The organism is Vibrio sp. 10N.239.312.D08 (genome assembly GCF_041466145.1).
GTDB classification, from domain to species: Bacteria; Pseudomonadota; Gammaproteobacteria; order Enterobacterales; family Vibrionaceae; genus Vibrio; species Vibrio crassostreae_C.
Genome location: NZ_JBFSSD010000005.1, coordinates 81,053 through 106,535, shown reverse-complemented (window position 1 = coordinate 106,535; position 25,483 = coordinate 81,053). Strand labels below are relative to the sequence as shown.

At 44.9% G+C, this 25,483-nt stretch carries 24 protein-coding genes; 19 read left to right on the top strand and 5 right to left on the bottom strand.

What is annotated here, in order from left to right; translation table 11 throughout:
- Nucleotides 1-187 precede the first annotated feature (187 nt).
- Nucleotides 188-505, top strand: a complete 318-nt coding sequence (locus AB6D58_RS04570) for a DUF3622 domain-containing protein (RefSeq protein WP_017069509.1) — start codon at nt 188-190, stop codon at nt 503-505.
- A gap of 202 nt (nt 506-707) precedes the next feature.
- Here the strand turns inward: AB6D58_RS04570 and AB6D58_RS04565 are convergent, their stop codons facing one another.
- Nucleotides 708-1,754, bottom strand: coding sequence for a succinylglutamate desuccinylase/aspartoacylase family protein (locus AB6D58_RS04565; protein ID WP_372156538.1), 1,047 nt, complete (start codon nt 1,752-1,754; stop codon nt 708-710).
- A gap of 271 nt (nt 1,755-2,025) precedes the next feature.
- Here AB6D58_RS04565 and AB6D58_RS04560 point away from each other — a divergent pair, with 271 nt between their 5' ends.
- Entirely contained in the window at nt 2,026-2,565 is a 540-nt protein-coding gene (locus tag AB6D58_RS04560) for a DUF3332 family protein (RefSeq protein ID WP_017069508.1), read from the top strand.
- A 138-nt stretch (nt 2,566-2,703) separates the two neighbouring features.
- Here the strand turns inward: AB6D58_RS04560 and AB6D58_RS04555 are convergent, their stop codons facing one another.
- Nucleotides 2,704-4,176, bottom strand: coding sequence for an aminoacyl-histidine dipeptidase (locus AB6D58_RS04555; RefSeq protein ID WP_372156536.1), 1,473 nt, complete (start codon nt 4,174-4,176; stop codon nt 2,704-2,706).
- 1,062 nt (nt 4,177-5,238) lie between these two features.
- On the opposite strand from AB6D58_RS04555, the gene AB6D58_RS04550 reads away from it, so the two are divergent.
- The 14 genes from AB6D58_RS04550 to pgpA all read left to right on the top strand — a co-directional run bounded on the left by AB6D58_RS04550 (nt 5,239) and on the right by pgpA (nt 18,030).
- A complete protein-coding gene (locus tag AB6D58_RS04550) occupies nt 5,239-6,528 on the top strand; it encodes an NCS2 family permease (protein WP_017060789.1) in 1,290 nt (429 codons plus the stop codon).
- A gap of 84 nt (nt 6,529-6,612) precedes the next feature.
- Nucleotides 6,613-7,077, top strand: a complete 465-nt coding sequence (gene tet(34) / locus AB6D58_RS04545) for an oxytetracycline resistance phosphoribosyltransferase domain-containing protein Tet(34) (RefSeq protein WP_009847475.1) — start codon at nt 6,613-6,615, stop codon at nt 7,075-7,077.
- 89 nt (nt 7,078-7,166) lie between these two features.
- Entirely contained in the window at nt 7,167-8,420 is a 1,254-nt protein-coding gene (gene frsA, locus AB6D58_RS04540; protein WP_372156535.1) for an esterase FrsA, read from the top strand.
- Between the two features lie 144 nt (nt 8,421-8,564).
- Nucleotides 8,565-8,954: a sigma factor-binding protein Crl gene (gene crl / locus AB6D58_RS04535; protein WP_017060787.1), complete on the top strand. Its 390-nt coding sequence runs from the start codon at nt 8,565-8,567 to the stop codon at nt 8,952-8,954.
- 76 nt (nt 8,955-9,030) lie between these two features.
- Nucleotides 9,031-10,215 (top strand): glutamate 5-kinase, encoded by a 1,185-nt coding sequence (gene proB, locus AB6D58_RS04530; RefSeq protein ID WP_012604650.1) that lies wholly within the window; start codon nt 9,031-9,033, stop codon nt 10,213-10,215.
- A gap of 66 nt (nt 10,216-10,281) precedes the next feature.
- A complete protein-coding gene (locus tag AB6D58_RS04525) occupies nt 10,282-11,532 on the top strand; it encodes a glutamate-5-semialdehyde dehydrogenase (RefSeq protein WP_017060786.1) in 1,251 nt (416 codons plus the stop codon).
- 156 nt (nt 11,533-11,688) lie between these two features.
- Nucleotides 11,689-12,138, top strand: coding sequence for a transcriptional regulator NrdR (gene nrdR / locus AB6D58_RS04520; protein ID WP_004734394.1), 450 nt, complete (start codon nt 11,689-11,691; stop codon nt 12,136-12,138).
- A 40-nt stretch (nt 12,139-12,178) separates the two neighbouring features.
- Nucleotides 12,179-13,258 carry a bifunctional diaminohydroxyphosphoribosylaminopyrimidine deaminase/5-amino-6-(5-phosphoribosylamino)uracil reductase RibD gene (gene ribD / locus AB6D58_RS04515; protein ID WP_372156534.1) on the top strand — a complete coding sequence of 360 codons (1,080 nt, stop codon included), beginning with the start codon at nt 12,179-12,181 and terminating at the stop codon, nt 13,256-13,258.
- Between the two features lie 69 nt (nt 13,259-13,327).
- A complete protein-coding gene (locus AB6D58_RS04510) occupies nt 13,328-13,984 on the top strand; it encodes a riboflavin synthase (protein WP_010436361.1) in 657 nt (218 codons plus the stop codon).
- 108 nt (nt 13,985-14,092) lie between these two features.
- On the top strand, nt 14,093-15,202 hold the full coding sequence (gene ribBA, locus AB6D58_RS04505; protein ID WP_017060784.1) for a bifunctional 3,4-dihydroxy-2-butanone-4-phosphate synthase/GTP cyclohydrolase II: 1,110 nt from the start codon (nt 14,093-14,095) through the stop codon (nt 15,200-15,202).
- Between the two features lie 295 nt (nt 15,203-15,497).
- Nucleotides 15,498-15,968: a 6,7-dimethyl-8-ribityllumazine synthase gene (ribE, locus tag AB6D58_RS04500; RefSeq protein WP_004741508.1), complete on the top strand. Its 471-nt coding sequence runs from the start codon at nt 15,498-15,500 to the stop codon at nt 15,966-15,968.
- The gene (gene nusB / locus AB6D58_RS04495; protein WP_004734399.1) at nt 15,968-16,435 is read left to right on the top strand and encodes a transcription antitermination factor NusB; all 468 of its coding nucleotides are present in this window, start codon (nt 15,968-15,970) and stop codon (nt 16,433-16,435) included. The genes ribE and nusB overlap by 1 nt, the downstream gene beginning before the upstream one ends.
- Before the next feature lie 114 nt (nt 16,436-16,549).
- The gene (thiL, locus tag AB6D58_RS04490; protein WP_017066823.1) at nt 16,550-17,524 is read left to right on the top strand and encodes a thiamine-phosphate kinase; all 975 of its coding nucleotides are present in this window, start codon (nt 16,550-16,552) and stop codon (nt 17,522-17,524) included.
- Nucleotides 17,524-18,030, top strand: a complete 507-nt coding sequence (gene pgpA, locus AB6D58_RS04485; RefSeq protein WP_372156533.1) for a phosphatidylglycerophosphatase A — start codon at nt 17,524-17,526, stop codon at nt 18,028-18,030. The genes thiL and pgpA overlap by 1 nt, the downstream gene beginning before the upstream one ends.
- A gap of 119 nt (nt 18,031-18,149) precedes the next feature.
- Here pgpA and dxs read toward each other — a convergent pair whose 3' ends face one another.
- The 3 genes from dxs to xseB are packed head-to-tail and all read right to left on the bottom strand — an operon-like array spanning nt 18,150 to nt 21,202.
- Complete coding sequence (gene dxs, locus AB6D58_RS04480) at nt 18,150-20,033, bottom strand: 1-deoxy-D-xylulose-5-phosphate synthase (protein WP_372156532.1); 1,884 nt, start codon at nt 20,031-20,033, stop codon at nt 18,150-18,152.
- Nucleotides 20,034-20,054: 21 nt separating this feature from the next.
- Nucleotides 20,055-20,939: a (2E,6E)-farnesyl diphosphate synthase gene (ispA, locus tag AB6D58_RS04475; protein WP_372156530.1), complete on the bottom strand. Its 885-nt coding sequence runs from the start codon at nt 20,937-20,939 to the stop codon at nt 20,055-20,057.
- 20 nt (nt 20,940-20,959) lie between these two features.
- Complete coding sequence (gene xseB / locus AB6D58_RS04470) at nt 20,960-21,202, bottom strand: exodeoxyribonuclease VII small subunit (RefSeq protein WP_004734405.1); 243 nt, start codon at nt 21,200-21,202, stop codon at nt 20,960-20,962.
- A 298-nt stretch (nt 21,203-21,500) separates the two neighbouring features.
- Here xseB and pomA point away from each other — a divergent pair, with 298 nt between their 5' ends.
- The 3 genes from pomA (at nt 21,501) to thiI (ending at nt 24,992) form a co-directional block, all read left to right on the top strand.
- Complete coding sequence (gene pomA / locus AB6D58_RS04465) at nt 21,501-22,265, top strand: flagellar motor protein PomA (protein ID WP_017060778.1); 765 nt, start codon at nt 21,501-21,503, stop codon at nt 22,263-22,265.
- A 12-nt stretch (nt 22,266-22,277) separates the two neighbouring features.
- Nucleotides 22,278-23,225, top strand: coding sequence for a flagellar motor protein MotB (locus tag AB6D58_RS04460; RefSeq protein ID WP_017060777.1), 948 nt, complete (start codon nt 22,278-22,280; stop codon nt 23,223-23,225).
- Nucleotides 23,226-23,543: 318 nt separating this feature from the next.
- Nucleotides 23,544-24,992: a tRNA uracil 4-sulfurtransferase ThiI gene (gene thiI / locus AB6D58_RS04455; RefSeq protein WP_102393212.1), complete on the top strand. Its 1,449-nt coding sequence runs from the start codon at nt 23,544-23,546 to the stop codon at nt 24,990-24,992.
- Nucleotides 24,993-25,483 lie beyond the last annotated feature (491 nt).

Here is a 25,483-nt window from a genome sequence, read left to right as displayed (position 1 = left end):
GATTGAAATTAGGCGCAAACGATTTGCAGCATTGGAGTGTGATCCGCTGCAAATATTTGCAGCAATATTCATTGATTTGTGCTCTAATACCGCGCTTACCAAGGGATGGTGTTAAAAGATGCTCACTTAGATGGAGTTATCAAAGTTGACCGATCCCTTAATGATCTCCCTTAGGAAAAAATAGAACATGTCTAAGAACAAAAAATTTGATATCCGCCTTACAGAAAAACGCAACGGTTGGTGTGCAGAGATTACTCGTCAAGTAACGTCTCGCAGCACTACAGTATCTAAGCGTGAGTCTGGTTTCGAAACTGAAGCTCTAGCACAAGAGTGGGCAGAGAAAGAGCTAGCATCTTTCATCGCTAACCAAGCTGAACGTAACGAGCGTAAATCAGAGCAACGTAAAGAGCGTGACGAACTACGTCACACTAAAGAGCTTAAAGCTGAGCAAGCACGTGAAGCGCGCGCTAAAGCTCGTGCAGAAGAGCAACAAGACGCTGAATAATTCAGTGCATGACTAATTTATAGATCCCTTAATTTTAAGATAAGGGATTTGTGAAAAAAAAGCCCCGATACAACTTTTTTCTTTCGAGTTAAAAGTGTTTTGGGGCTTTTTAGTTTGTGGAGTTCTGTTTTATTGTGTTTAAGAGCTCGGTTTAGCTTCTCGCTTTTAACGTCGAGCTCTTAAACTGTTAAGCATTGTCTGATCAGTTATTCAGTGCAGTTAGCCAATCGTCTTCTGCCACTTCTTCAATGTAGCTTTCTACTGATTGTCCTACTTCTTCATCGTCTTGCTTGAAGTAAGCGATGTGGAACACAGCATCACCTTCGTTGACCAAAGGCAGAGTTTGCTGACCAATCACGATACCGCCTTTGGTTGTGATCACTTGGCCTTCTTGGTGACCCAATGGAGAGCTGATGTAAGCAAGGGTTTGTCCTGCTTCAACCTGTTCGCCAAGTCTTACCATGTTACGCAAAATACCGTCTGATTCAGCGCGGATCCAGCTGGTGGATTTACTCAATACAGGCTTTGGCAACTTTTTGCGGTTAGGGCGCAGCATGCCGATTTCTTTCATCACTTGATGCACACCAAGATAACCCGCACGAATCGCTAGATGATCAAAACGCAGCGCTTCACCACCTTCGTAAGTTAATACAGGAATCCCCAGTTTTTCCGCTTCGCTACGCAGTGAACCGTCACGCAGTGGTGAATCGATGATCACTGGTGTTGCGAATGCTTTCGCGATGCGCATTGTTTCTGGATTTGATAGGTTTGCACGAATCTGAGGCAGGTTGGTGCGGTGAATCGCGCCCGTGTGTAGATCCAAGATGTAATCACAGTGCTTTGCCACGTTCTCGAAGAAAGTGTAAGCGATACGTGATGTTAGCGATCCTTTCTCACTGCCAGGGAAGCAACGGTTTAGGTCACGACGGTCTGGTAGGTAACGAGATTTATGGATAAAGCCAAATACGTTAACGATAGGCACAACAATTAATGTCCCTTTCAGTTTCTTTGGATCAATCGCATTGGTCAGTTGTCGTGCAATCTCAACACCGTTTAGCTCATCGCCGTGGATAGCCGCATTTACCATCAGTGTTGGGCCTGCTTGGCGACCGTGAATAATTTCAATCGGGATCGAAAGTGGAGAATGCGTGTAAAGCTGAGCCGCTTGCAGTTCAATCTCCATTCGCTGTCCTGGCTGAACAGTATAACCAAGTAATTCGAATGGTTGATTAGGTTTTAGTCTTGCCATTTAGGTTGTTCTCAACATGGTGATAATTCGTTAACACGGAATGTAGCAATCGTTGATTTTTAGTACGAATCAATCGCTTTACGGTGACGACAAAAGTTTTTTATGAAGGGGCTTCTGAATTGGTTTCAGTTTTTTATCTGGCTAATTGAAGGGTGTTTAAAATTTTGAATTTTATGACAATACATTAACTTAGAGCTGATATTTGTCATTCAGTTCGTTGGTATTATCCACCGCCATTTTTTGGCGGCCAAATTCAAATATTGAGATCAAAATGAAAAAAACAATTTCAAAAGTTGTAGCACTAGCGGTGGTATCTGTTGCTTTATCTGGCTGTGTTGGTAGCAACGCAGTAACGGGTTACCTAATGAAGTTCAACATCAAGGCTGTTGATAACCGTTACGCTCGTGGTGGTTTGAACATTCTACTTGCACCTGCATACGGTCTAACAGTTGCTGCCGATTACATAGTATTCAACTCACTAGAGTTCTGGACTGGTAGCAACCCACTAACAGGTGCTCCGCACATCTTTGATACTAAGACTGATACTTACCTAGACATCAACCACCAACTTGATCCGTCTCTAACGGAAGCGCCAGTGGGTCCTATCACGAGTGCAGATGTGATCGAAAAAGGTCAAATGCAGCAGATTGATGAAAACACGATCCAAATGGACATTACTTACCAGTCTGGTGAGCGTGCGACGTTAATCGGTGTTCGTGATGGCGAGATGGTGACGTACTTCATCGATGGCGAAGTTGTGGCACAAACTTCAATTGATGAGCTAGAAAGCTACGCGGCTTCACGCGCTTAATTGTTTATTTAGTCACAAGTAGTAGCTACAAAGATTAGATACAAAAACAGGTACTCATTGAGTACCTGTTTTATTTTGTCTCAGATAAACGGTGTTTACTGTAAAACACCATTTACTGAACACACATAGCTTATCGAATTAAGCTTTTTCTGGGATCGCTTCAAGCAATGCAACCATTTGGTTCCAGAATAGCTCAACGGTGTCGATCTTCACTTTCTCATCAGGAGAGTGCGGAAACTTGATGGTTGGGCCGAAAGAAACCATATCCATGTTCGGGTAAGGTTCTTTGAATAGACCACACTCAAGACCAGCATGGATAACCATGATGTTTGGCTTGTGACCGTAGATACCTTCGTACATGTCACGGAAGATATGCATGATTTCTGAATCTGCGTCTGGTTTCCAACCTGGGTAAGCACCAGAGAACGCGATGTTAGCGCCTGCTAGTTCAGCAACAGAGTGAAGCATGCTTTCTACTTGGCTACGACCTGAATCGATAAGAGAGCGGATCAGGCAAAGTACTGTGATTGAGTTCTCTTCTGTTGTGATAACACCTACGTTTAGAGACGTTTCCACAACACCTTCAATCTCGTCACTCATACGAATCACGCCGTTTGGACATGCGTTAAGTGCCGCGATAAAGCGAGCTTGGTCTGCTGACGCAAGTGCGCCCATTTCTACAGAAGCTTCTTCATTGAAAGTCACGATGCTGTCTTCTACTTTACCTAGCTCTGTTGAAAGCAGCTCAGTGTAGTAGTTGTATAGTGAAGCCAGTTTTTCTTGGTTTGCCGCAGGAACAGCAACCGTTACGAAACCTTCACGAGGGATCGCGTTACGAAGGCTACCACCTTTGAATTCGACGATGCGAAGGTCTAGCTCTTTTGCGTGACTCGCTAGGAAGCGAGCAAGCAGTTTGTTTGCGTTTGCACGACCTGTGTGGATGTCACAACCAGAGTGACCGCCTTTTAGGCCTTTTAGCGTTAGCTTACGTGTTACGAAGTCAGCTGGAATCGCATTACGAGCAATTTCAAATGTCATTGCGCCGTCGATACCGCCAGCACAACCCATGTACACTTCGCCTTCTTGCTCTGAATCGGTGTTAAGAAGGATATCGCCTTCTAACCAACCCGCTTCAAGACCGAAAGCACCAGTCATGCCTGCTTCTTCATCTACTGTTAGTAGAACTTCGATAGGGCCGTGCTGGATTTCGTTTGAAGCAAGAACCGCTAGGCAAGAAGCCATGCCCATGCCGTTATCAGCGCCAAGCGTTGTGCCTTTAGCTGTAACCCACTCACCATCAATGTATGGTTGAATTGGATCTTTAGCAAAGTCATGAACTGTGTCTTCGTTCTTTTGTGGAACCATATCGATGTGAGCTTGTAGCACTACACCTTTTTTGTTTTCCATACCCGCCGTTGCTGGCTTTTTGATGAATACGTTACCCGTTGGGTCACGACGTACATCTAGGCCTTGCTCTGTTGCCCAAGCAATAATGTATTGAGCAAGCTCTTCTTCATGCTTAGAAGGGTGTGGGATTGAGCAAATCTTATCGAAGAACTGCCAGATAGGGGCAGGGGATAATTTACTGATCTCAGAATGGAATTCAGACACGGATGACTCCTTTTTTATTTAATAACCATATATTTAGGTTTTGTATGGGGAAAAACCTAGAACAAAAATCTAAAATATGGGTCTGTTTTGATGGCAACAGCATACCACTTGAGCGTTTTGACGAGTAGCGGTTCTAAACCTCAAATAGCTCAAATTTTGAAAGCGATCTTGTCCATCTGATCACAGCTAAGCGCCTTGATGCTTATAAATGGAGCAGGCAAACGTTTGTTTAATTCTATTTTGTAATTTTATTACAAAATAAGTTTGCAAAATAACCGTAAATGGCCAAAAATGTGACGTATAGCAAAAAATACTTGTAATCTTTTTTCTTTAGGGTATATTAATAACCAACTTCTGAGATGAAGAGTAAATGCTCAAAGGATGAGTCCGTTTTATCGCCTCCAAGGAACCGAGAAATCAAATTCGTTTTTTATTGATTTATTAAGGTGATAGTTATGAAAGGTTTACCATCTGCAATGTTCTGGATTAACAGCTCTGTTTACACTAGCAACTTTGCATACCCTACAAGCTTTGGTTACTAATACCGTAAGCATGTAACTCGAACAGTTTTGTTCACCCCTATATATTGGAATTCTTTTACAGCCCTTTTGGTTGACAGATTCTACCGCCACTCAGTTTTGAGTGGCGTTTTTTTGCCTGCTACTTTTCCAAACCGCTTTCGCTTGTCACTTTCTTTGCTGTTCTGAGTGGTTGTTTTTTAAACGCCAAAATGTCAATTTGCGTCTTATTACTGATCCTGTTGAAAAATACACAACTCTTGTGGGTTTAAATTGAGAATATGATGGCTACATTCTCAATGGAAATAACCGATGGTTGAAAAAATAACCAAGTAATCTCATCGCCTTTATTTTACCTAATTAATTGTTTTTAATGGTTATTATTCTTGTTATTTCTCATTTGTAATCGCTTTGTTTCATACGGCATTCTGATAAATATCGATTAGAGCCTTAATTCTATCTGGAATTTGTTATTTGATAACTTTATAATCCACAGCCAATCGTTTACGCAACCGTTTACTTTTTACCCTTATAGGATTCGATAATGTTCGAAAAGCTATTCAAACTCAGTGAAAATGGCACCAATGTGCGCACTGAAATCATCGCCGGTCTAACAACCTTCCTAACAATGGCTTACATCATTTTTGTAAACCCAATGATTCTAGCTGATGCTGGTATGGACCATGGCGCTGTATTTGTAGCAACCTGTTTAGCGGCTGCTATTGGCTGTTTCATCATGGGCTTTGTTGCTAACTACCCAATTGCTCAAGCTCCAGGCATGGGTTTGAACGCATTCTTTACCTACGCTGTTGTAATGGGTATGGGTTATACGTGGCAAGTTGCTCTGGCAGCGGTTTTCGTATCAGGCGTAATCTTCATCTTCTTAAGCATCTTTAAGATCCGTGAATGGATTATCAACTCGATCCCTATGTCTCTGCGTGTTGGTATCTCTGCAGGTATCGGTCTTTTCCTAGCGTTTATTGCGCTTAGCAATGCAGGCATCGTTGTTTCTAACCCAGCAACTAAAGTTTCACTGGGCGACATTACCGCGATTGCTCCTATCCTAGGCTCACTTGGTTTCTTCCTAACGATTGCTCTTGTTCACCGTGGCGTGAAAGGGGCAGTAATGATTGCGATTCTAGCTATCACAGCTCTTGGCATTGTTATTGGTGACGTTCAATACGGCGGCATCATGTCTACACCACCAAGCCTTGCTCCTACATTCATGCAGCTTGACTTCTCTGCTGTATTTGAAATCGGTATGATTTCAGTGGTATTCGCGTTCTTGTTCGTCGATTTGTTCGATACAGCGGGTACTCTGGTTGGTGTTGCAACGAAAGCAAACCTAATCAAAGAAGACGGCAAACTACCTCGCTTGAACAAAGCACTGCTTGCTGACTCTACAGCAACATCTATTGGTGCACTGCTAGGTACATCAAATACTACTTCTTATGTTGAGAGTGTTGCGGGTGTTGCTGAAGGCGGCCGTACCGGTCTAACGGCTGTTGTTGTTGGTATCTTATTCCTACTGGCTCTTTTCTTCTCGCCACTTGCAGGTATGATTCCGGCTTACGCAACATCAGGTGCACTTTTCTATGTAGCAATTCTGATGATGTCTGGCCTAGTTGGCATTGATTGGCGTGATCTTACGGAAGCAGCACCAGTCGTGGTAACATGTCTGCTTATGCCGCTGACGTACTCTATCGCTGAGGGTATCTCACTAGGTTTCATCGCTTACGCTGCAATTAAGCTGCTAAGTGGTAAAGGTCGCGACGTTTCACCTGCTGTGTGGGTAATGTCGGCTATCTTTATTCTTAAATACATTTTCGCTTAATCGTCTAGATTTCTGCTTAATCGCTGAAGAGGCTATGTTTGAAATAGCCTCTAATAACATGACAAAATTATTAGGTTTTATACTATGAGCAACAAATTCGTTATCACTTGGGACAACATGCAGACTTACTGCCGTCAACTTGCTGAAAAGCAAATGCCAGCAGAGCAGTGGAAAGGCATCTGGGCAGTAAGCCGTGGTGGTTTGGTTCCTGGTGCAATCTTGGCTCGTGAGCTAGGTATTCGTCACGTAGATACGATTTGTATTTCTAGCTACGACCACGATCACCAACGTGATATGACAGTAGTTAAAGCACCTGAAGGTGACGGCGAAGGCTTCCTAATCGTTGAAGACTTGGTTGATAGTGGTGACACTGCACGTAAGCTTCGCGAAATGTACCCTAAAGCGAAACTGATCGCTGTATGTGCAAAACCATCTGGCGCTGATTTGCTAGACGAGTACATTGTTGATATCGCTCAAGACACATGGATTGAGCAACCTTGGGATACTAGCCTAAGCTACGTAGAGCCAGTAAATCGCAAGTCAAAATAAGCGTAAACTTAGTTTTTTGAGAAATGACCCTTTATAGGGTCATTTTTTTTTATATTATTAGTGACAACCATTTCTTATTAAGTATCCCAATGTCTGAACCAGAAGAAACGAGCTCGAACCTTTCGGAAACTTTGTTTGTAAAGCACAAGCAAGCGAAAGAGACCTCAATGTTGACACAATACATGCCAAGCTCTGAAGCGCTATTGGATGAGAAACGTGAACAGCAAAACTCATCATGGTATCGAAACCTAAGACGTCTTCAGTGGGTATGGCAAGGCGTTAATCCAATAGAGCAGGAAGCGGTATTGGCTCGCATCGCGTCATCAGATAACTCTCGTACAACCGATGAGTGGCTTGATACGGTCATGGGTTACCGAAGTGGTAACTGGGCATACGAATGGACCAAGCTGGGTATGCAGCATCAAAATCGTTCTAATGAGAAGAATGGTGAAGAGATGGCTGAAGAGCTATTTTCCGCATCGTTGTGCTTCAGTATTGCGGGTTACCCACACCTCAAGAGCGACAACTTGGCAGCTCAGGCTCAAGTGTTGGCCAACGCAGCGTATTCTGAAGCGATCAAGCACACTAAGTTGATCGTCAAGCAGATTGATATTCCATACCAAAACAAGAAGATCAAAGCGAACTTGCATCTAACCAAGACAGATAAACCACAACCGGTTGTGATTGTCAGCGCGGGTCTAGATAGCTTGCAAACCGATATGTGGCGCCTGTTTAGGGATTATTTAGCACCTAAGAACATTGCTATGTTAACGGTAGACATGCCATCAATAGGGCACAGTGCACATTGGCCGTTAACAGAAGACTCATCTTGTCTTCACCAAGCAGTGCTGAATGAATTGCCTAACATCCCATGGGTCGATCACCACAAAGTCGGCTTGTTTGGTTTCCGCTTCGGTGGCAATGCGATGGTGAGATTATCTTTCCTCGAGCAACATAAGATTAAAGCGTGTATTTCTTTAGGCGCGCCAATTCACGATATCTTTGTTCATGCAGACAAACTTAAGCAGATGCCTAAAATGCATCTAGATGTGTTGGCTTCGCGCCTTGGTAAAGGGGCGGTCGATATCTCTAGCCTTTCTGGGCAGTTGATGGCGTGGTCACTCAAGGTACAAGGTTTGCTGTCAAACAGTAAAACCAGTGTTCCTATCTTGGCATTGGCTCTGGAAGGCGACCCGGTTTCACCGCCAATGGATAATCAACTGGTTGCTATTTACAGTGATTACGGAAAAGCGAAGAAAATCAAAGCTAAGTCAATTACACAAGGTTATGAGCAATCCCTCGAATTGGCGATAAAGTGGCTTGAGGATGAATTATTTAGATGACATTTCTCCTAAATTAGTTAAGCATGAAAAATGTACAAACTAAGTACCTGATACTCAGAGGTCATTTATAAAATCCAAATGCGTAGTTTCTACGTATAACAGTCTGAGTAACGTCATTCTTAACATTGAAAATGGAGATTCAATATGTCAGAAGTGACACAACAACCTACGCATTACCGCTTGTTGAATGTTTTAAAGGCGATCGGGCCTTACTTAAGGGAACCGCAATCAGAAGAAGGCCACTATATCTTTGATTGCTTGTCTGTATGTGTGAACGATAAAAAATCACCAGAAGAACGCGAGTTCTGGGGCTGGTGGCTGGAATTGGATAAGTCGGAAGAGGGATATTCGGCGAAGTACAATATCGGCAAGTACAACATCGATGGTAACTGGGATTCTTTGCCGTTACCTAAAAAGGCGGTCGCTGAGGTCTCTCGAACTCAAGAAGCCTTCCACAAGAAACTGGTTGATGAACTTCAAAGTAAGTTTGAAATCAGTATCCAATTAGACGAAGAGTCTGTCGAATTCGTCTAATTTTAAAGGTTACTCTTCTATATAAAGCAAAAAGGTGCGATTTCGCACCTTTTCTGCTTGTGAATTCCCCTTTTGATTGCTAAAACATCACCTCTTATTTGTTTTATCCATAAAAGACTTCATGACAACAAATCATCAAAGCGGGACAACAACACAGCGTAAAACTGTCGTTGTTAAACTGGGTACCAGTGTCTTAACTGGTGGAACATTGGCATTAGACCGCGCTCATATGGTTGAGCTGGTTCGTCAATGTGCTGAATTAAAAAAACAAGGCCACTCTGTGGTTATGGTTTCGTCTGGTGCAATTGCAGCAGGACGTGAGCACCTTGGTTACCCCGCACTTCCCAACTCAATGGCGAGCAAACAGTTGCTTGCGGCAGTTGGGCAAAGTCAGTTGATTCAAGTTTGGGAGTCTTTGTTTGCTATCTATGGCCTTAAGATTGGCCAGATGCTACTGACTCGTGCTGATCTCGATGATCGCGAGCGTTTTCTTAATGCACGTGACACGATCAACGCACTGGTTGAGCACGATATTATTCCGGTAGTAAACGAAAACGACGCAGTAGCAACCAACGAAATTAAAGTGGGCGACAATGATAACTTGTCGGCCTTAGTGGGTATTTTGTGCGGTGCTGATAAGCTTTTGCTACTAACAGACCAAAAAGGCCTGTTTACGGCTGACCCTCGTAAAGATCCAAATGCTGAGCTCATCAAAGAAGTGAAAACCATTGATGACACGCTGCGTAAGATCGCAGGTGGCAGCGGTACTACGTTGGGTACTGGCGGCATGGCGACAAAACTGCAGGCGGCTGACATTGCTCGTCGCGCAGGCATCGAAGTGATTATTGCTGCGGGCAGTGCTGAAAATGTGGTGTTTGATTCACTGAGTGATAACCCACAAGGCACACGTTTCTTGCCTTTAGCGGAAGCGCTTGAAAACCGTAAACGCTGGATTTTAGCGGGCCCTGCTTCAGCAGGTGACATCGTGGTTGACGACGGCGCAGTAAACGCAGTCAACACCAAAGGCAGCAGCTTGTTGGCGAAAGGGGTTGTTCGAGTTAAAGGCGAATTCTCTCGTGGTGAAGTTACCCAAGTCACAGACAGCAAAGGCAAAGTAATTGCGCGTGGTATCGCCAGTTATTCAAGCCAAGACCTAGCAAAAATTGCAGGCAAGCACAGTAAAGATATTGGCGACATCCTTGGATACGATTATGGGTCAGAAGTCATTCACCGTGACGACCTAGTTGTAATCCAAGAGTAGCTCGTGATGATAAGGTGAATCACCTTTTTGCATCCAAAGACAGACAGAATTTAGGGAGAGTTAAACGTGGATTTAACTAACATGGGTATCGCAGCAAAAGACGCTGCTTTCCACCTAGCGACCGCATCTACGGCGCAAAAGAATAAAGCATTGGCGATTATCGCTGATGAGCTAGAAGCAAACGCAACAACGATTTTAGAAGCGAACGCGAAAGACATCGAACTGGGTCGTGAAGCGGGTTTAACTGACGCACTGCTCGATCGTCTACTTCTTAACGAAGAGCGCTTAACCGGTATCGCTAACGATGTTCGTAACGTGATTAGCCTGAATGACCCAGTTGGCAGCGAAATTGACAGCAAAGTACTAGAAAACGGTATGTCACTGTCTCGCCGCCGCGTGCCACTTGGTGTGGTGGGTGTTATCTATGAAGCGCGTCCGAACGTAACCATCGATATTGCAGCTCTGTGTCTGAAGACAGGTAACGCAAGCATTCTACGTGGTGGTAAAGAGACGTTTTTCTCGAACATGGAACTGGTTAAGGTTATCCAGTCTGCATTAGAGAAAGCGGAGCTTCCAGCCGCTTCTGTTCAGTACATCGAGAAGCCTGATCGTGAACTCGTTTCTCAACTGCTTAAACTGGACGACTACGTGGATATGATCATTCCTCGTGGCGGCGCTGGTCTGCACAAGATGTGTAAAGAGAACAGCACCATCCCAGTAATCATCGGCGGCTTTGGTATCAGCCATATCTTCGTTGATGAAAGCGCTGATCTTGAGAAATCTGTCGATGTGGTCGAAAACTCAAAAGTTCAACGTCCATCGGCGTGTAACTCGTTAGATACACTGCTAGTGCATGAAGCGGTTGCTGAAGCTTTCCTAACTAAGCTGAAACAGCGTTTAGCCGGCAAGGTAACCTTAGTTGCTGATACCAGTGCAAAATCGCTGCTAGCGGGTTTTGAAGACCAACGTGATGCGGTTGAAGGCGACTTTGACACTGAATGGCTAAGCTACACGCTAGGCGTGAAAGTGGTAGCGGATGTGGCAGAAGCGATTGACCACATGCGTGTACACAACGCGAGTCATTCAGATGCGATCATGACCAATAGCTTAGAGAGCTCAGAGCGTTTCATTAACTCTGTTGGTTCTGCAGCGGTTTATGTGAATGCATCAACACGTTTCACTGATGGAGCACAGTTTGGTTTAGGTGCTGAAGTTGCCGTGTCTACTCAGAAATTGCATGCTCGCGGCCCAATGGGCTTAGAAGAGCTGACAAGCTACAAATGGGTAGGTAAAGCGAACTATTTAGTCCGCGGTTAACGCTGGTCGTTAATTTTACTCCTCAGCTCATTTTTGAAATGGCGGTCGAGTAGCAATAATCAATGAATCACCACACAAAAGGGCCTTAATTGGCCCTTTTTCTTTCCTAACGTTTGGCAATTCCGTTACACTGATATTCAATTATTTGGAGGTGATATGCATTGTCCTTTTTGTTCAGAGAACGACACTAAAGTAATCGATTCAAGACTGGTAGCCGATGGCCATCAGGTTCGTCGTCGCCGTCAATGCCTTGCATGTAGTGAACGTTTTACTACGTTCGAATCGGCAGAACTTGTGATGCCTAAAGTCATAAAGTCGAATGGAAACCGCGAACCATTTAATGAAGATAAAATGGTGGGTGGTGTACAGCGCGCCCTAGAAAAACGCCCAGTGAGTGCTGACGCGATTGAACTTGCGATCAGTACGATTAAGTCACAACTCCGTGCAACTGGTGAGCGTGAAGTACCAAGCGAGATGATTGGTAATCTTGTGATGGGCCAATTGAAAGAATTGGATAAAGTGGCGTACATTCGTTTTGCCTCTGTTTACCGCAGCTTTGAAGACATCCGAGAGTTTGGCGAAGAAATCGCTAAATTAGAGGATTAACTCCTCAATCATGTCAAACTTTACTCCCCTAGATTTTCAAATGATGTCGCGTGCTATTCAGTTAGCAAAACGCGGCATTTACACTACTGCGCCAAACCCTAATGTGGGTTGTGTCATTGTACAAACCGACGGTCAGATCGTTGGTGAAGGTTTTCATGCCAAAGCTGGCGAACCTCATGCTGAAGTACATGCCATGCGAATGGCAGGCGACAAAGCAAAAGGTGCGACGGCTTATGTCACGCTAGAGCCTTGTTCTCATTACGGTCGAACGCCGCCTTGTGCTGAAGGTTTGATTAAGGCTCAAGTAGCCAAAGTGATTTGTGCCATGCAGGACCCAAACCCAAAAGTCGCAGGTCGTGGTATCAAAATGCTACGCGATGCGGGTATTGAGGTTGAAATCGGTTTGCTAGAGCAAGACGCTCTCGACTTGAACCCTGCATTTATCAAGCGTATGCAAACTGGCATGCCATTCGTTCAGTTAAAGATGGCCGCTAGCCTTGATGGGCAAACGGCATTGGAAAATGGCCAAAGCCAGTGGATCACATCGCCAGAAGCACGTCGTGATGTTCAGAACTACCGAGCAAAATCAGGCGCTGTGTTGTCAACTAGCCAGACGGTGATTGAAGACAACGCGTCGTTGAATGTTCGTTGGGCAGAGTTGCCAAGCAGTATCAAAGGTCATTACGCTGAAGACGAGCTGCGTCAGCCGATTCGCGTGATTCTTGATCGTCAAAACCAACTGCGTCCTGAACTCAAGTTATTCCAGACTTCAACATCGGTGTTGAGAGTTGCCGAAGCATCTGCTGATATTGAAGTCGCAACCACAGATGCAGGTCAGCTCGATTTGCACGATCTGATGCGTCAATTACCTGCCAATCATATCGACCATATTTGGGTCGAAGCGGGCGCAACATTGGCAAAAAGCTTGATTGAAGAGCAGCTGGTGGATGAGCTAATCCTTTATTTAGCACCTAAACTTATGGGCAGTGACGGACGAGGTTTGATGGGTGCATTAGGGCTCACTTCAATGTCTGACGTTATTGACCTAGAAATTAAAGATGTTCGACAGGTTGGTGTGGATATTCGCATCGTTGCGAAACCCGTATTTCGAAACAGATAGTAACGAAACCACAGTGGAAATAGTTACTCCAACTACATACGTGTCGTTGACAACAAAAAGAGTTTTAAAATGTTTACAGGAATTGTAGAAGCCGTAGGTACATTGAGTGCAATCACTCCCCGCGGAGAAGACATCACCGTAACGGTTAATGTTGGTAAGCTTGATATGGCTGACGTTAAGTTAGGCGACAGTATCGCTACCAATGGTGTGTGTTTGACAGTTGTTGAATATAACGACCACAGCTACAGTGCAGATCTTTCGCTTGAGACCCTGAAAAAAACGGGTTTTGTCGATTACCAAGCGGGCGATAAAGTTAACCTTGAGAAAGCAATGTTACCAACCACGCGTTTCGGTGGACATATAGTGTCTGGTCACGTTGATGGCGTGGGTGAGATTGTTGAACGTAACCAAGTTGGCCGTGCGATTGAATTCTGGGTAGAAATGCCAGCAGAAATCTCAAAATACGTGGCTCAAAAAGGCTCAGTAACAGTTGATGGCATTAGCCTGACTGTGAACGATTTACGTAAGAACGCATTCAAGCTGACTATCGTTCCTCATACTTCTTCAGAAACCACCATCGACCAATTCAATGTCGGTCGTAAAGTGAATCTAGAAGTTGATGTATTAGCACGTTACATGGAGCGTTTACTGCAAGGTCAGCAACAAGAATCTGAGCCTGAATCTCGATTAACGATGGAATTCTTACAGCAGAATGGTTTTGCCTAACCGTTGATACAAAGTGCGTTAAGCGAGACTTTGTAAAGCGAAGCAATATCATCAGGTTTAAATAGTGTCGGTTCTAGGAAGCAGAACCATTTCAAAGGATATAGAACAATGCCAATTAGTACTCCTCAAGAAATTATTGAAGACATTCGCCTAGGAAAAATGGTTATCCTGATGGATGATGAAGATCGCGAAAATGAAGGCGATCTGATCATGGCAGCAGAACATGTGACGCCAGAAGCGATTAACTTCATGGCGATGTACGGCCGTGGTTTAATTTGTCTGACGCTAACCAAAGAGCGTTCAAACCGCATGGGTCTAGCGCCTATGGTTCAAGATAACAACGCACAGTACACCACTAACTTTACTGTTTCGATTGAAGCGGCAGAGGGCGTAACAACGGGTATCTCTGCATCAGACCGTGCAGTGACGGTTCAAGCGGCAGTGGCGAAAGATGCGAAAGCGGCTGATCTTGTTCAACCTGGTCATATTTTCCCACTGACAGCGCAAGATGGCGGTGTTCTGACTCGCGCAGGACACACAGAAGCAGGTTGTGATTTAGCACGTCTTGCAGGCTGCGAGCCAGCATCGGTTATCGTTGAGATCCTTAACGACGACGGTACTATGGCTCGTCGCCCTGACCTTGAAGTGTTTGCTGAAAAACACGACATCAAGCTAGGCACGATTGCTGACTTGATTGAATACCGCAACAACACAGAAACAACGATTGAGCGTGTAGCACAATGCCATTTACCAACAGAGTTTGGTGATTTCGAGCTGGTGACTTACCGCGATACAATTGATAACCAGATCCACTACGCGATGCAAAAAGGCGACCTATCTGAAGGTGCTCCTTTGGTACGTGTTCACCTGCATGACACGTTCACCGATCTGCTTCATTCAGACCGTGGTACTGAACGCAGCTGGTCGCTAGATAAAGCGATGAAGCGTATTGGCGACGAAGGCGGTGTGTTGGTTATTCTTGGCAACGAAGAGTCGTCTGATTCTTTGATTCACAAAGTGAAGACATTCGAAGCGCAAGACAAGAACGAGCAGCCAACTATGGCGAAGAAGCAGGGTACCTCGCGTCGTGTTGGTGTCGGTTCTCAGATTCTTCAAGATCTAGGTGTGCACGATATGCGTCTGCTTTCTTCAAGCACTAAGCGTTACCACGCATTAGGTGGTTTTGGTCTTAACGTTGTTGAGTATGTTTGCGAATAAAATATGTGTCAACGAGCAGACGTTTCTCCGTTTGTAGTGACATAATTTACCGATAATCTCAGTGGCTCTTTTGGTGATAAATCTTGCCAAAAGAGCAAAGTAGCCAAGTTCGACTCAATACGTGTTCAATACACAAACTTGGCTACTCGCTGTTCCTATATGTTTGGGATTGGCGCTGCATTATCATCTTTACATTGCCGGTGTCTGTTCTTCTAAATTACCATTAGATATTGCTCACAGTTTTGTGCTAGAATCCGGCGATTCTCACTTGATGAAAATAGTTAAAGGAAGGCTTATGAAAGTGATCGAGGGTGGCTTCCCAGCGCCAAATGCAAAAATTGCTATCGTTATTGCTCGTTTCAACAGTTTTATTAACGAAAGTTTACTTTCTGGTGCAATCGATACTTTAAAGCGTCATGGACAAGTAAGCGAAGACAACATCACTGTTGTTCGTTGCCCTGGTGCAGTAGAACTTCCACTTGTAGCGCAGCGCGTTGCAAAAACAGGTAAGTTCGATGCGATTGTATCTCTTGGTACAGTAATTCGTGGCGGTACACCTCACTTTGACTATGTTTGTAGTGAATGTAATAAAGGTTTGGCACAAGTGTCTCTGGAATATTCTCTTCCAGTAGCGTTTGGTGTTCTTACTGTTGATACGATCGATCAAGCTATTGAACGCGCAGGAACCAAGGCTGGTAATAAGGGTGCAGAAGCAGCACTTAGCGCACTTGAGATGATCAACGTTCTTTCTGAAATCGATTCCTAATGGGGGCCAGTGTGAAACCAGCCGCACGTCGTAACGCACGTCAATTTGCTCTACAAGCAATTTATTCTTGGCAAATTACTAAAGAAAATATTGCTACCGTTGAAGAACAGTTCTTATCTGGTGGTAAGTATGATGAAGAAGAGCATCATGCTGCAGAGCCTGCTCTTGCTATGCCAGAAACAGACGTTGCATACTTCCGCGACCTACTAACTGGTGTTGCTCTTAGCCACATGGAACTTGATAGCAAGCTTCGTCCATTCGTATCTCGCCCTATGCAAGATCTGGATCTGATGGAACTAGCGCTTCTACGTTTAGCTATGTACGAGATGACTCGTCGCGAAGATGTACCATACAAAGTGGTTATCAACGAAGCTATCGAGCTTGCAAAAGTATTTGCAGCAGAAGACAGCCATAAGTTTGTTAACGGTGTGCTTGATAAAGCTGCACCGCACGTTCGTAAGAAATAAGACGTTCGTATATTGAATCTAAAGGTCAGCTTTTATGCTGGCCTTTTTTGTAACTAAATTTCTGTAATATCCATGATTACGGCGATTTTTATGAGACTAAAGATAGGGCATGTGATGTCTGGCGAATTTAACCTGATTGAAAAATATTTTGTAAATCGACAACCACAACGTAAAGACGTTCTTCTAGCTGCTGGCGATGATTGTGCTTTGGTCAAAGCGCCGGGCAATGTTGAGATAGCGATCAGCACGGACACCTTAGTGGCTGGGACCCATTTCTTAGCTGAGGCGAATCCGGCTTGGGTGGCACACAAAGCGTTGGCTTCCAATATCAGTGACCTTGCTGCAATGGGCGCGACGCCTGCTTGGGTGTCTTTTGCTTTAACCATGCCTGAAATCGATGAAGCATGGCTTGCTCCCTTCTGTGACTCCTTTTTTAAACTCGCAGACTACTTTGGTATTCAGTTAATTGGTGGCGACACAACCAAAGGTCCACTAAGCCTGACACTGACGGTACAGGGCTTTGTTCCTGAAGGACGAGCGCTGCGCAGAGATGGCGCGAAAGTGGGCGACTGGATTTACGTAACAGGTAATCTAGGTGACAGCAAAGCTGGCTTAGAAGTGTTACTTAACCCTGAGCAGAACAGAGCGAAGCCCTATGCTGCTGAGCTTGAAGAGAGACATTATGTGAGCGCCCCACGAGTGTTAGCGGGTCAGGCTCTAGTGAACCTTGCTTCATCGGCGATTGATATCTCTGATGGCGTTATTGCTGATTTAAAACATATCCTTAAGCGTTCTCAAGTTGGCGCGAGTATTGATGTAAGCACGCTGCCTATCTCTCCAGAGTTACGTCAGTTCGCTCCTGATATCACTTCAGCTCAGCAGTATGCGCTAACGAGTGGTGAAGAGTACGAACTGTGCTTTACTGTACCAGAAGAGAATAAAGGGTCGCTGGAAAGTGCTTTGTCACACACAGGTACAAAAGTCACCTGCATTGGCCAGATAAGACCTGTAGAATATTTTGAATTACACAATAATGGTGAACCACTAAGCTGGAACTTAACTGGTTACGATCACTTTAAGGTTAATTGATGACAAACCCACTTTCTCTTATTTCTCTTAAAAATCCTTGGCATTTCTTAGCAACGGGTTTTGGCAGTGGCTTATCGCCTATTATTCCCGGCACAATGGGCACGCTTGCGTCAATTCCGTTGTACCTAATGTTGGTTCAGCTACCGTTTCCTGCTTACGTTGCCGTGGTGGTGGTAAGCTGCATTATTGGTATTAAGATCTGCCAAGTAACGTCTGATGATATGGGCGTGCATGACCACGGTTCTATCGTTTGGGATGAGTTTGCGGGCTTTTGGATCACCATGAGCTTAGTGCCTATGCTGAATATCCCTGCCGATGACTGGAAATGGCTTCTGACTGGTTTTGTGCTTTTCCGCTTCTTTGACATGGTAAAACCTTGGCCGATTGGTTGGCTAGATGCGCGAATTCACGGCGGCTTGGGTATCATGATTGACGATATTGTAGCGGGTATTATGGCGGCTATTTCGTTGTATGCCGTGGCACATTTCGCAGGTTGGTTAGTGTGAGTTAACTGAAGGGCTAAGGTTTAGTTGGCGATACACCAAACTAATTAGCAGATACTAAAAAGGTTGACCCTAGGGCCAACCTTTTTTGTTTGCGGAGCTTACGAGCTTACGTATTAAAGCTACTTGGCAAGATAGTCAGTGATAGACTTCTCAATGCCTTTCGCGTCCAAACCAAGCTCTTCATGCAGTTCGCCTTGCGTACCTTGAGCAATGAACTTGTCTGGTAGGCCAAGGTTCAATACTGGCATCAGCAGTTTCTCTTGCATCAAGAACTCAATCACACCTGCGCCCGCACCACCTGCAATCGCGTTTTCTTCGATAGTCACTAGTACATCGTGGTCAGCAGCAAGTTGTTTGATCAGAGCTTCGTCGAGGGGCTTAACAAAGCGCATATCTGCCACTGTAGCATCGATAGCATCAGCCGTTTGAAGTGCACTCTCAAGGAAAGTACCGAAGCTTAGGATAGCGACCTTCGAGCCATCTTTTGCTTTTTCGCTTTCGCGAACGATACGACCTTTACCAATCTCAAGCGCGGTAAATTTATTTTGTATCTCAGTACCCATACCATTACCGCGAGGGTAACGAACGGCACTTGGACCTGTATGCTGGTGGCCAGTGTAAAGCATTTGGCGACATTCGTTTTCGTCGCTTGGCGCCATGATCACCATGTTTGGAATACAACGCATAAAGCTTAAGTCGAACGCACCTTGGTGTGTTTGACCATCAGCACCGACAAGACCTGCACGGTCAATAGCGAACATGACCGGTAAGTCCATGATAGCCACATCGTGGATCAGTTGATCGTAGCCACGTTGTAGGAACGTCGAGTAGATAGCGACAATCGGCTTATCACCCGCAATCGCCATACCCGTTGCTAGGGTCACAGCATGCTGCTCAGCAATTGCTACGTCGAAGTATTGTTCTGGGTACTCTTTCGAGAAACGCACCATGCCAGAACCTTCACGCATTGCAGGCGTGATCGCCATTAGCTTAGGATCTTGCGCCGCCATATCACACAGGAAGTCACCAAAAATCTTAGAGAAAGTTGGTTTAGAGCTGGTGCTCTTAGGCAGACTTGAGTGTGCTGGATCGAATTTCGGTACGCCGTGGTAACCGATTGGATCTTTCTCAGCTGGCTCGTAGCCTTTGCCTTTCTTAGTCATGATATGCAGGAACTGAGGGCCTTTAAGGTCTCTCATGTTCTTAAGCGTTTTAATCAGCTCATTGACATCGTGACCATCAATTGGGCCAATGTAGTTAAAGCCTAACTCTTCGAACATGGTGCCAGGGACAACCATGCCTTTTAGATGTTCTTCTGTACGACGAACCAGCTCTTTAATCGGCGGAACGCCTGATAGCACTTTCTTGCCGCCCTCACGAATTGACGTGTAAAGACTGCCAGAAAGAACTTGAGCTAGGTGGTTGTTTAGCGCACCTACGTTTTCAGAGATCGACATCTCGTTATCGTTCAGGATAACCAGCATGTCATTGTGAATATCGCCCGCGTGGTTCATGGCTTCAAATGCCATACCCGCAGTAATCGCGCCATCACCAATCACACTCACGACTTTACGGTTCTTGCCTTCTTTCTTCGAACTGATAGCCATACCAAGTGCAGCACTGATCGATGTTGAAGAGTGACCAACAGAAAGGGTGTCGTATTCGCTCTCTTGACGCCATGGGAATGGGTGCAGTCCATCTTTTTGACGGATAGTCGACAAGCGGTCGCGACGACCTGTAAGAATTTTGTGCGGGTATGCTTGGTGACCAACATCCCAAACCAACTGGTCAAAAGGCGTGTTGTACACGTAATGCAGAGCAACTGTCAGCTCTACTGTACCTAAGCCTGACGCTAAGTGACCACTTGACTGGCTCACCGAGTTAAGAAGATAGGTACGTAATTCATCACAAAGCTGTGTAAGCGTCTCTTTTGGAAGTAGACGCAAATCCTCTGGCTTATCAGCCAAAGCAAGAGTTGGGTACTTTGATATATCAAGAGTCATAGGTAATGCGCGCTTATTGTCTTAGTTCTTGCGCTCGATGACGTATCGGGCGAACTCTTCGAGTGACTGGGTATTGTATGGGATTGCAGCCAAAGCTTGAAGCGCTTCCTGTAGCAGAGTTTGCGCTTTTTCTTGAGCGCCCTCTAAACCTAACAAAGAAGGGTAGGTGCTTTTGTTCAAATCTTGGTCAGAGCCCTGTGGTTTACCCAAAGTTTCGGTATCGCTAATGATATCTAAAATATCATCCTGAACTTGGAAGGCTAACCCGATTGCATCGGCGTACTTATCTAATTGAGGCATCACTTCAAACGCTTTGTCGCCAGCAGCGAGAGCACCTAAACGAATCGCACTCTTCATTAGAGCGCCAGTCTTGTTACGGTGAACTTCTTCTAACTCTTCTAGCGTGACAGAGCGGTTTTCAGCTTCAATATCAAGAGCTTGTCCAATGCACATACCTTGTGCACCAGACGCTTCAGCTAGGCGTTGAATCATTCGAACGCGATTGCTTTCCCCGTCAGCACTTAATGTGCCTTCCGCAAGTATAGTAAACGCGAGAGTTTGTAGGGCATCGCCAGTTAAAATTGCCGTTGCTTCATCGTATTTGATGTGACAAGTCTGATGGCCACGACGAAGTTCATCGTCATCCATTGCTGGAAGGTCGTCGTGAATCAGAGAATAGGCATGAATACATTCGATTGCAGAAGCTGGAGTGTCGAGTTCTTCAGCGGTACAGCCGAGCATTTCCCCTGTAATGTAGACAAGAAATGGACGTGCGCGTTTGCCGCCTAAAAGTAACCCATAACGCATCGCGTTGATAAGGTTCTGATTTTGGTGTGGCAGGCGATCAAGCCAAAGGTTCAGTTGCTCGTTATTACGTGCTTGATAAGACAATAAAGTCTCGATCATAGGGGATCTCATACAATTCGTTATTCTGGTTGTGGGTTAAAGTCACTAAGTTCTGCATTTTCATCATTTTGCAGTAAGATGCTAACACGCTGTTCAGCATCGTTTAGTTTACTTTGACCAGCACGAGCGAGGGAGATGCCTCGTTCGAACTTTTTCAGCGCATCATCTAAAGCTAGATCACCATTTTCTAGTTGATCAACCAAGCCATCAAGCTCTTCGATAGCCGCTTCAAAGCTCATATTTTCAGGTTTCTTAGTAGCCATAATAAATCTGCGTTTGGAAAGATGAACGAACGTTACCCTAGGCCGCTGAGATGGTCAAATGTAACCAAGAAATTTTGCTAGAAAGTTCGTTTTTAAGGGGCTTGAACGCACTTTGCTTGAATAACCTTAGCTTTATCGAGTTTATGTGCTACGTATAAGAGCAAAGTAAGCCAATAGTTGGGATTCAAAAACGAAAAGTGTGATACTTAGGCCAAGAATTTACTAAAAGATCTTATAGTCTTGCCGATACAAAGATTATCGTCGACATAGAGCTACAAAAAAGCATGAGGAGTGCTCAGTGGATTTAGCAACCCTAATAGGTTTGATTGGTGGATTTGCCTTTGTAATTATGGCAATGATCCTAGGTGGAAGCCTCGGGATGTTCTATGACACGACATCCATTTTGATCGTAGTTGGGGGCTCAACCTTTGTTGTTCTAATGAAGTTCACCATGGGACAGTTCTTTGGTGCGACTAAAATCGCAGGCAAAGCTTTTATGTTTAAAGCGGATGAGCCTGAAGATCTTATTGCGAAAGTTGTAGAGATGGCTGATGCGGCTCGTAAAGGTGGTTTTTTAGCACTGGAAGAGATGGAAATTAACAACAGTTTCATGCAAAAGGGCATCGATCTTTTGGTGGATGGCCATGATGGAGATGTAGTTCGTGCTGCACTGCAAAAAGACATCGCATTAACCACAGAGCGTCATGAGCAGGGCGCGAAGGTGTTCTCTGCATTTGGTGATGTAGCACCCGCGATGGGTATGATTGGTACCTTGGTTGGCTTGGTTGCCATGCTTTCTAACATGGATGATCCAAAAGCGATCGGCCCTGCGATGGCGGTGGCACTTTTAACCACCCTATATGGTGCGATTCTTTCGAACATGGTGTTCTTCCCAATTGCCGACAAGCTTGCGCTGCGTCGTGACCAAGAGACACTCAACCGTCGTTTGGTTATGGATGGCGTACTCGCGATTCAAGATGGTCAGAACCCACGAGTAATCGATGGTTACCTGAAGAGCTACCTAAACGAAGGTAAGCGTACGATTGATGGTGAACCTGCGTAAGAGGAGTTGAAGATGGATGAAGAAAATCCATGTAAATGTCCTCCTCCGGGATTGCCTCAATGGATGGGGACATTTGCTGACTTGATGTCACTGCTGATGTGTTTCTTCGTACTGCTGCTCTCATTCTCTGAGATGGACGTACTGAAGTTCAAACAGATCGCTGGCTCGATGAAATTTGCGTTTGGTGTACAAAACCGCTTGGAAGTGAAAGACATTCCTAAAGGCACCAGCATCATTGCACAAGAGTTTCGACCTGGTCGTCCAGAGCCGACACCGATTGATGTGATCATGCAGCAGACGATTGATATTACGCAGCAAACGCTTGAGTTTCATGAAGGTGAATCTGAGCGTGCTGGCGGTACCATGCGTGATCAAGGCAAGATGACCGGAGGCAAGTCGCCAGAGGTTTCGACTCACGACAATCAAAACTCTGAGTCAGACCAACAGCAACAACAAGCTGAAGCTCAATCGCAAGAGATGGAAACCTTGATGGAAAGCATCAAGAAGGCATTGGAGCGAGAGATAGACCAAGGCGCGATTGAAGTTGAAAACCTTGGCCAGCAGATTGTGATTCGAATTCGTGAGAAGGGTGCATTCCCATCGGGTTCTGCTTTCCTACAGCCTAAGTTCCGACCTTTGGTGAGACAGGTTGCTGAGTTGGTGAAAGATGTTCCGGGTATCGTTCGAATCTCAGGGCACACCGATAATCAACGTCTTGATTCCGAGCTTTATCGATCTAATTGGGACTTGTCATCACAGCGAGCAGTGTCTGTTGCTCAAGAGATGGAAAAGGTGCGTGGTTTCTCTCATCAACGCTTGAGAGTACGCGGCATGGCGGATACCGAGCCAGTCGAGCCGAACGATACTGAATGGCAACGTAGCCTCAACCGCCGCGTTGAAATCAGCATCATGCAGGGCGAGCCGCTTTACAGTGACGAAGTGCCTGTTATTAATGAATAGCCGATACGTGTACACACGGTAGCATGCAGATAGCATCGAAAGCCCAACCTTATAATGAGGTTGGGCTTTTTGTTTGCTGGTCTTCAATGGTTCTCTCTGCGGCATTTATGTCGTTTCGAAACCTGCTACTGTTAATAACAAGCGGTTTAATGATGGTGTTACAGCAAGCACTCTTTTCCTTGCTTCACTTTCTCATGTATAATTCGCGCCCTTAGATTTAGATATGATCTATTCTTGCTTCAAGTGCTGTGTAAATTCTCTAATTTACTTGGCGATGAGCGTTTTCAAAATTTTGAACATTAATGTTGTGAAAGTACTATGAAATTTATTGTTAAGCCCCATCCGGAAATTTTTGTAAAAAGTGAATCGGTGCGTAAGCGCTTCACAAGGATTCTAGAGTGCAACATTCGTAACGTTATTCAACGTCGCTGTGAAAGTGTTGCGGTATTCAACCGTCGCGATCATATCGAAGTGACGTCTGAGAGTGACCAGTACTACGCAGAAGTGTTAGAGGCTCTGACTCACACTCCAGGTATTCACCACTCTCTTGAAGTTCAACAGTCTGAGTTTAAAGACTTGCACGATATTTACGAGCAAGTACTAGAACGCAGCCGTGCTGACATTGAAGGCAAGACTTTCTCTGTTCGAGCTAAGCGTCGTGGTAAGCATGACTTTACCTCTATTGAACTTGAACGCTACGTAGGCGGCGGCCTAAACCAAGCAGTTGAGTCAGCTAAAGTTCGACTTAAGAACCCTGAGGTAACCGTTAAAGTTGAAGTGGCTAACGATAAGTTAAACCAAGTTCTAGCTCGTCACAAAGGCCTAGGTGGTTTCCCTCTTGGTACCCAAGAAGATCTACTAAGCTTGATCTCTGGCGGCTTTGATTCTGGTGTTTCAAGCTACCTGCACATCAAACGTGGCTCTAAGGTTCACTACTGTTTCTTTAACCTTGGTGGCCCAGCGCACGAGATTGGCGTTAAGCAAGTGGCTCACTACCTATGGAATAAATACGGCTCATCTGCAAAGGTGAAGTTCATTTCTGTAGACTTTGAACCAGTGGTTGCTGAAATTCTTGAGAACGTAGAAGACGGCCAAATGGGCGTTGTTCTTAAGCGTATGTTCATGCGTGCTGGTGGTATGGTTGCAGAGCGCTTCGGTATTGAAGCTCTAGTAACGGGTGAAGCACTTGGTCAGGTTTCTAGCCAAACGCTAACTAACCTTCGCCACATCGACAACGTGACAGATACTTTGATTCTTCGTCCGCTTATCAACTGGGATAAAGAAGACATCATTGACCTTTCTCGTATCATCGGTACTGAAGACTTCGCTAAAGTAATGCCTGAGTACTGTGGTGTTATCTCTAAGAAGCCAACAGTGAAAGCGAAGAAAGGCAAACTAGAAGCAGAAGAAGCTAAGTTTAACTTTGAAGTGCTGGATCAAGTGATCGAGAACGCTCGTGTTATGGATATCCGTGACATCGAGAAAGAGAGCCAAGAGCAAGCGCCTGAAGTTGAACAAGTTCAAGCTGTTGCTGAGCACGCTATCGTTCTTGATATCCGTAGCCCAGAAGAAGAAGACGAAAGCCCACTAGAGATCGAGGGTGTTGAAATTAAACACATCCCATTCTTCAAGCTTTCGACTCAGTTTGGCGACCTAGACCAAGCGAAAGAGTACTTGCTGTACTGTGACCGTGGTGTAATGAGCCGTCTACAGGCGCTTTACCTACAAGAGCAAGGCTTCCATAACGTTAAGGTTTACCGCCCATAGTGGTGTATTGACCAACCGTTAATCATTTTGCAAAGCCGTTTACTGAAAAGTAAGCGGCTTTTTTATTTTCTATTGTGAATGATTTACAGTAGTCAGACAGAGGCGTGAGTTTGGGCGTGCTATCGTCATGCTCAGCTTTGAAATTTTTGATTGATAGAAAGAGTGTGTTCTAAACGGGTTTATAAGTACCGAAGAAGTGTGAGTATCTTGAAGTATTCTGTTACTTTTTAGTGCAACTCAATGGTGCTATTTGTATGTGTTCAGTTGATTATTTGAGTGGGTGTCTGATTCTGTGATTGGCGATGAAAAATAATAAAGATTAATTAGCACAGCTATTGATAAACTTGTTGTTACATTTCTTTGCACATAAAAAAACACCGCCCATAAGGCGGTGTAAACAAATTTGACAGACAGGTCAAAATAAATACAGGAAGTACATGCCTCGTTTCAGTATAAACTGCAACAAAACATTTGGTAGAACTCTACCCAAC

Coding starts and splice junctions, on each gene's coding strand:
- dxs (WP_372156532.1), bottom strand. CDS start 20,033: ATGACTCTTGATATATCAAAGTACCCAACTCTTGCTTTGGCTGATAAG.
- AB6D58_RS04510 (WP_010436361.1), top strand. CDS start 13,328: ATGTTTACAGGAATTGTAGAAGCCGTAGGTACATTGAGTGCAATCACT.
- ribBA (WP_017060784.1), top strand. CDS start 14,093: ATGCCAATTAGTACTCCTCAAGAAATTATTGAAGACATTCGCCTAGGA.
- AB6D58_RS04460 (WP_017060777.1), top strand. CDS start 22,278: ATGGATGAAGAAAATCCATGTAAATGTCCTCCTCCGGGATTGCCTCAA.
- ispA (WP_372156530.1), bottom strand. CDS start 20,939: ATGATCGAGACTTTATTGTCTTATCAAGCACGTAATAACGAGCAACTG.
- AB6D58_RS04565 (WP_372156538.1), bottom strand. CDS start 1,754: ATGGCAAGACTAAAACCTAATCAACCATTCGAATTACTTGGTTATACT.
- nrdR (WP_004734394.1), top strand. CDS start 11,689: ATGCATTGTCCTTTTTGTTCAGAGAACGACACTAAAGTAATCGATTCA.
- ribD (WP_372156534.1), top strand. CDS start 12,179: ATGATGTCGCGTGCTATTCAGTTAGCAAAACGCGGCATTTACACTACT.
- xseB (WP_004734405.1), bottom strand. CDS start 21,202: ATGGCTACTAAGAAACCTGAAAATATGAGCTTTGAAGCGGCTATCGAA.
- crl (WP_017060787.1), top strand. CDS start 8,565: ATGTCAGAAGTGACACAACAACCTACGCATTACCGCTTGTTGAATGTT.
- frsA (WP_372156535.1), top strand. CDS start 7,167: ATGTCTGAACCAGAAGAAACGAGCTCGAACCTTTCGGAAACTTTGTTT.
- pgpA (WP_372156533.1), top strand. CDS start 17,524: ATGACAAACCCACTTTCTCTTATTTCTCTTAAAAATCCTTGGCATTTC.
- AB6D58_RS04570 (WP_017069509.1), top strand. CDS start 188: ATGTCTAAGAACAAAAAATTTGATATCCGCCTTACAGAAAAACGCAAC.
- AB6D58_RS04550 (WP_017060789.1), top strand. CDS start 5,239: ATGTTCGAAAAGCTATTCAAACTCAGTGAAAATGGCACCAATGTGCGC.
- ribE (WP_004741508.1), top strand. CDS start 15,498: ATGAAAGTGATCGAGGGTGGCTTCCCAGCGCCAAATGCAAAAATTGCT.
- nusB (WP_004734399.1), top strand. CDS start 15,968: ATGGGGGCCAGTGTGAAACCAGCCGCACGTCGTAACGCACGTCAATTT.
- AB6D58_RS04560 (WP_017069508.1), top strand. CDS start 2,026: ATGAAAAAAACAATTTCAAAAGTTGTAGCACTAGCGGTGGTATCTGTT.
- thiL (WP_017066823.1), top strand. CDS start 16,550: ATGTCTGGCGAATTTAACCTGATTGAAAAATATTTTGTAAATCGACAA.
- thiI (WP_102393212.1), top strand. CDS start 23,544: ATGAAATTTATTGTTAAGCCCCATCCGGAAATTTTTGTAAAAAGTGAA.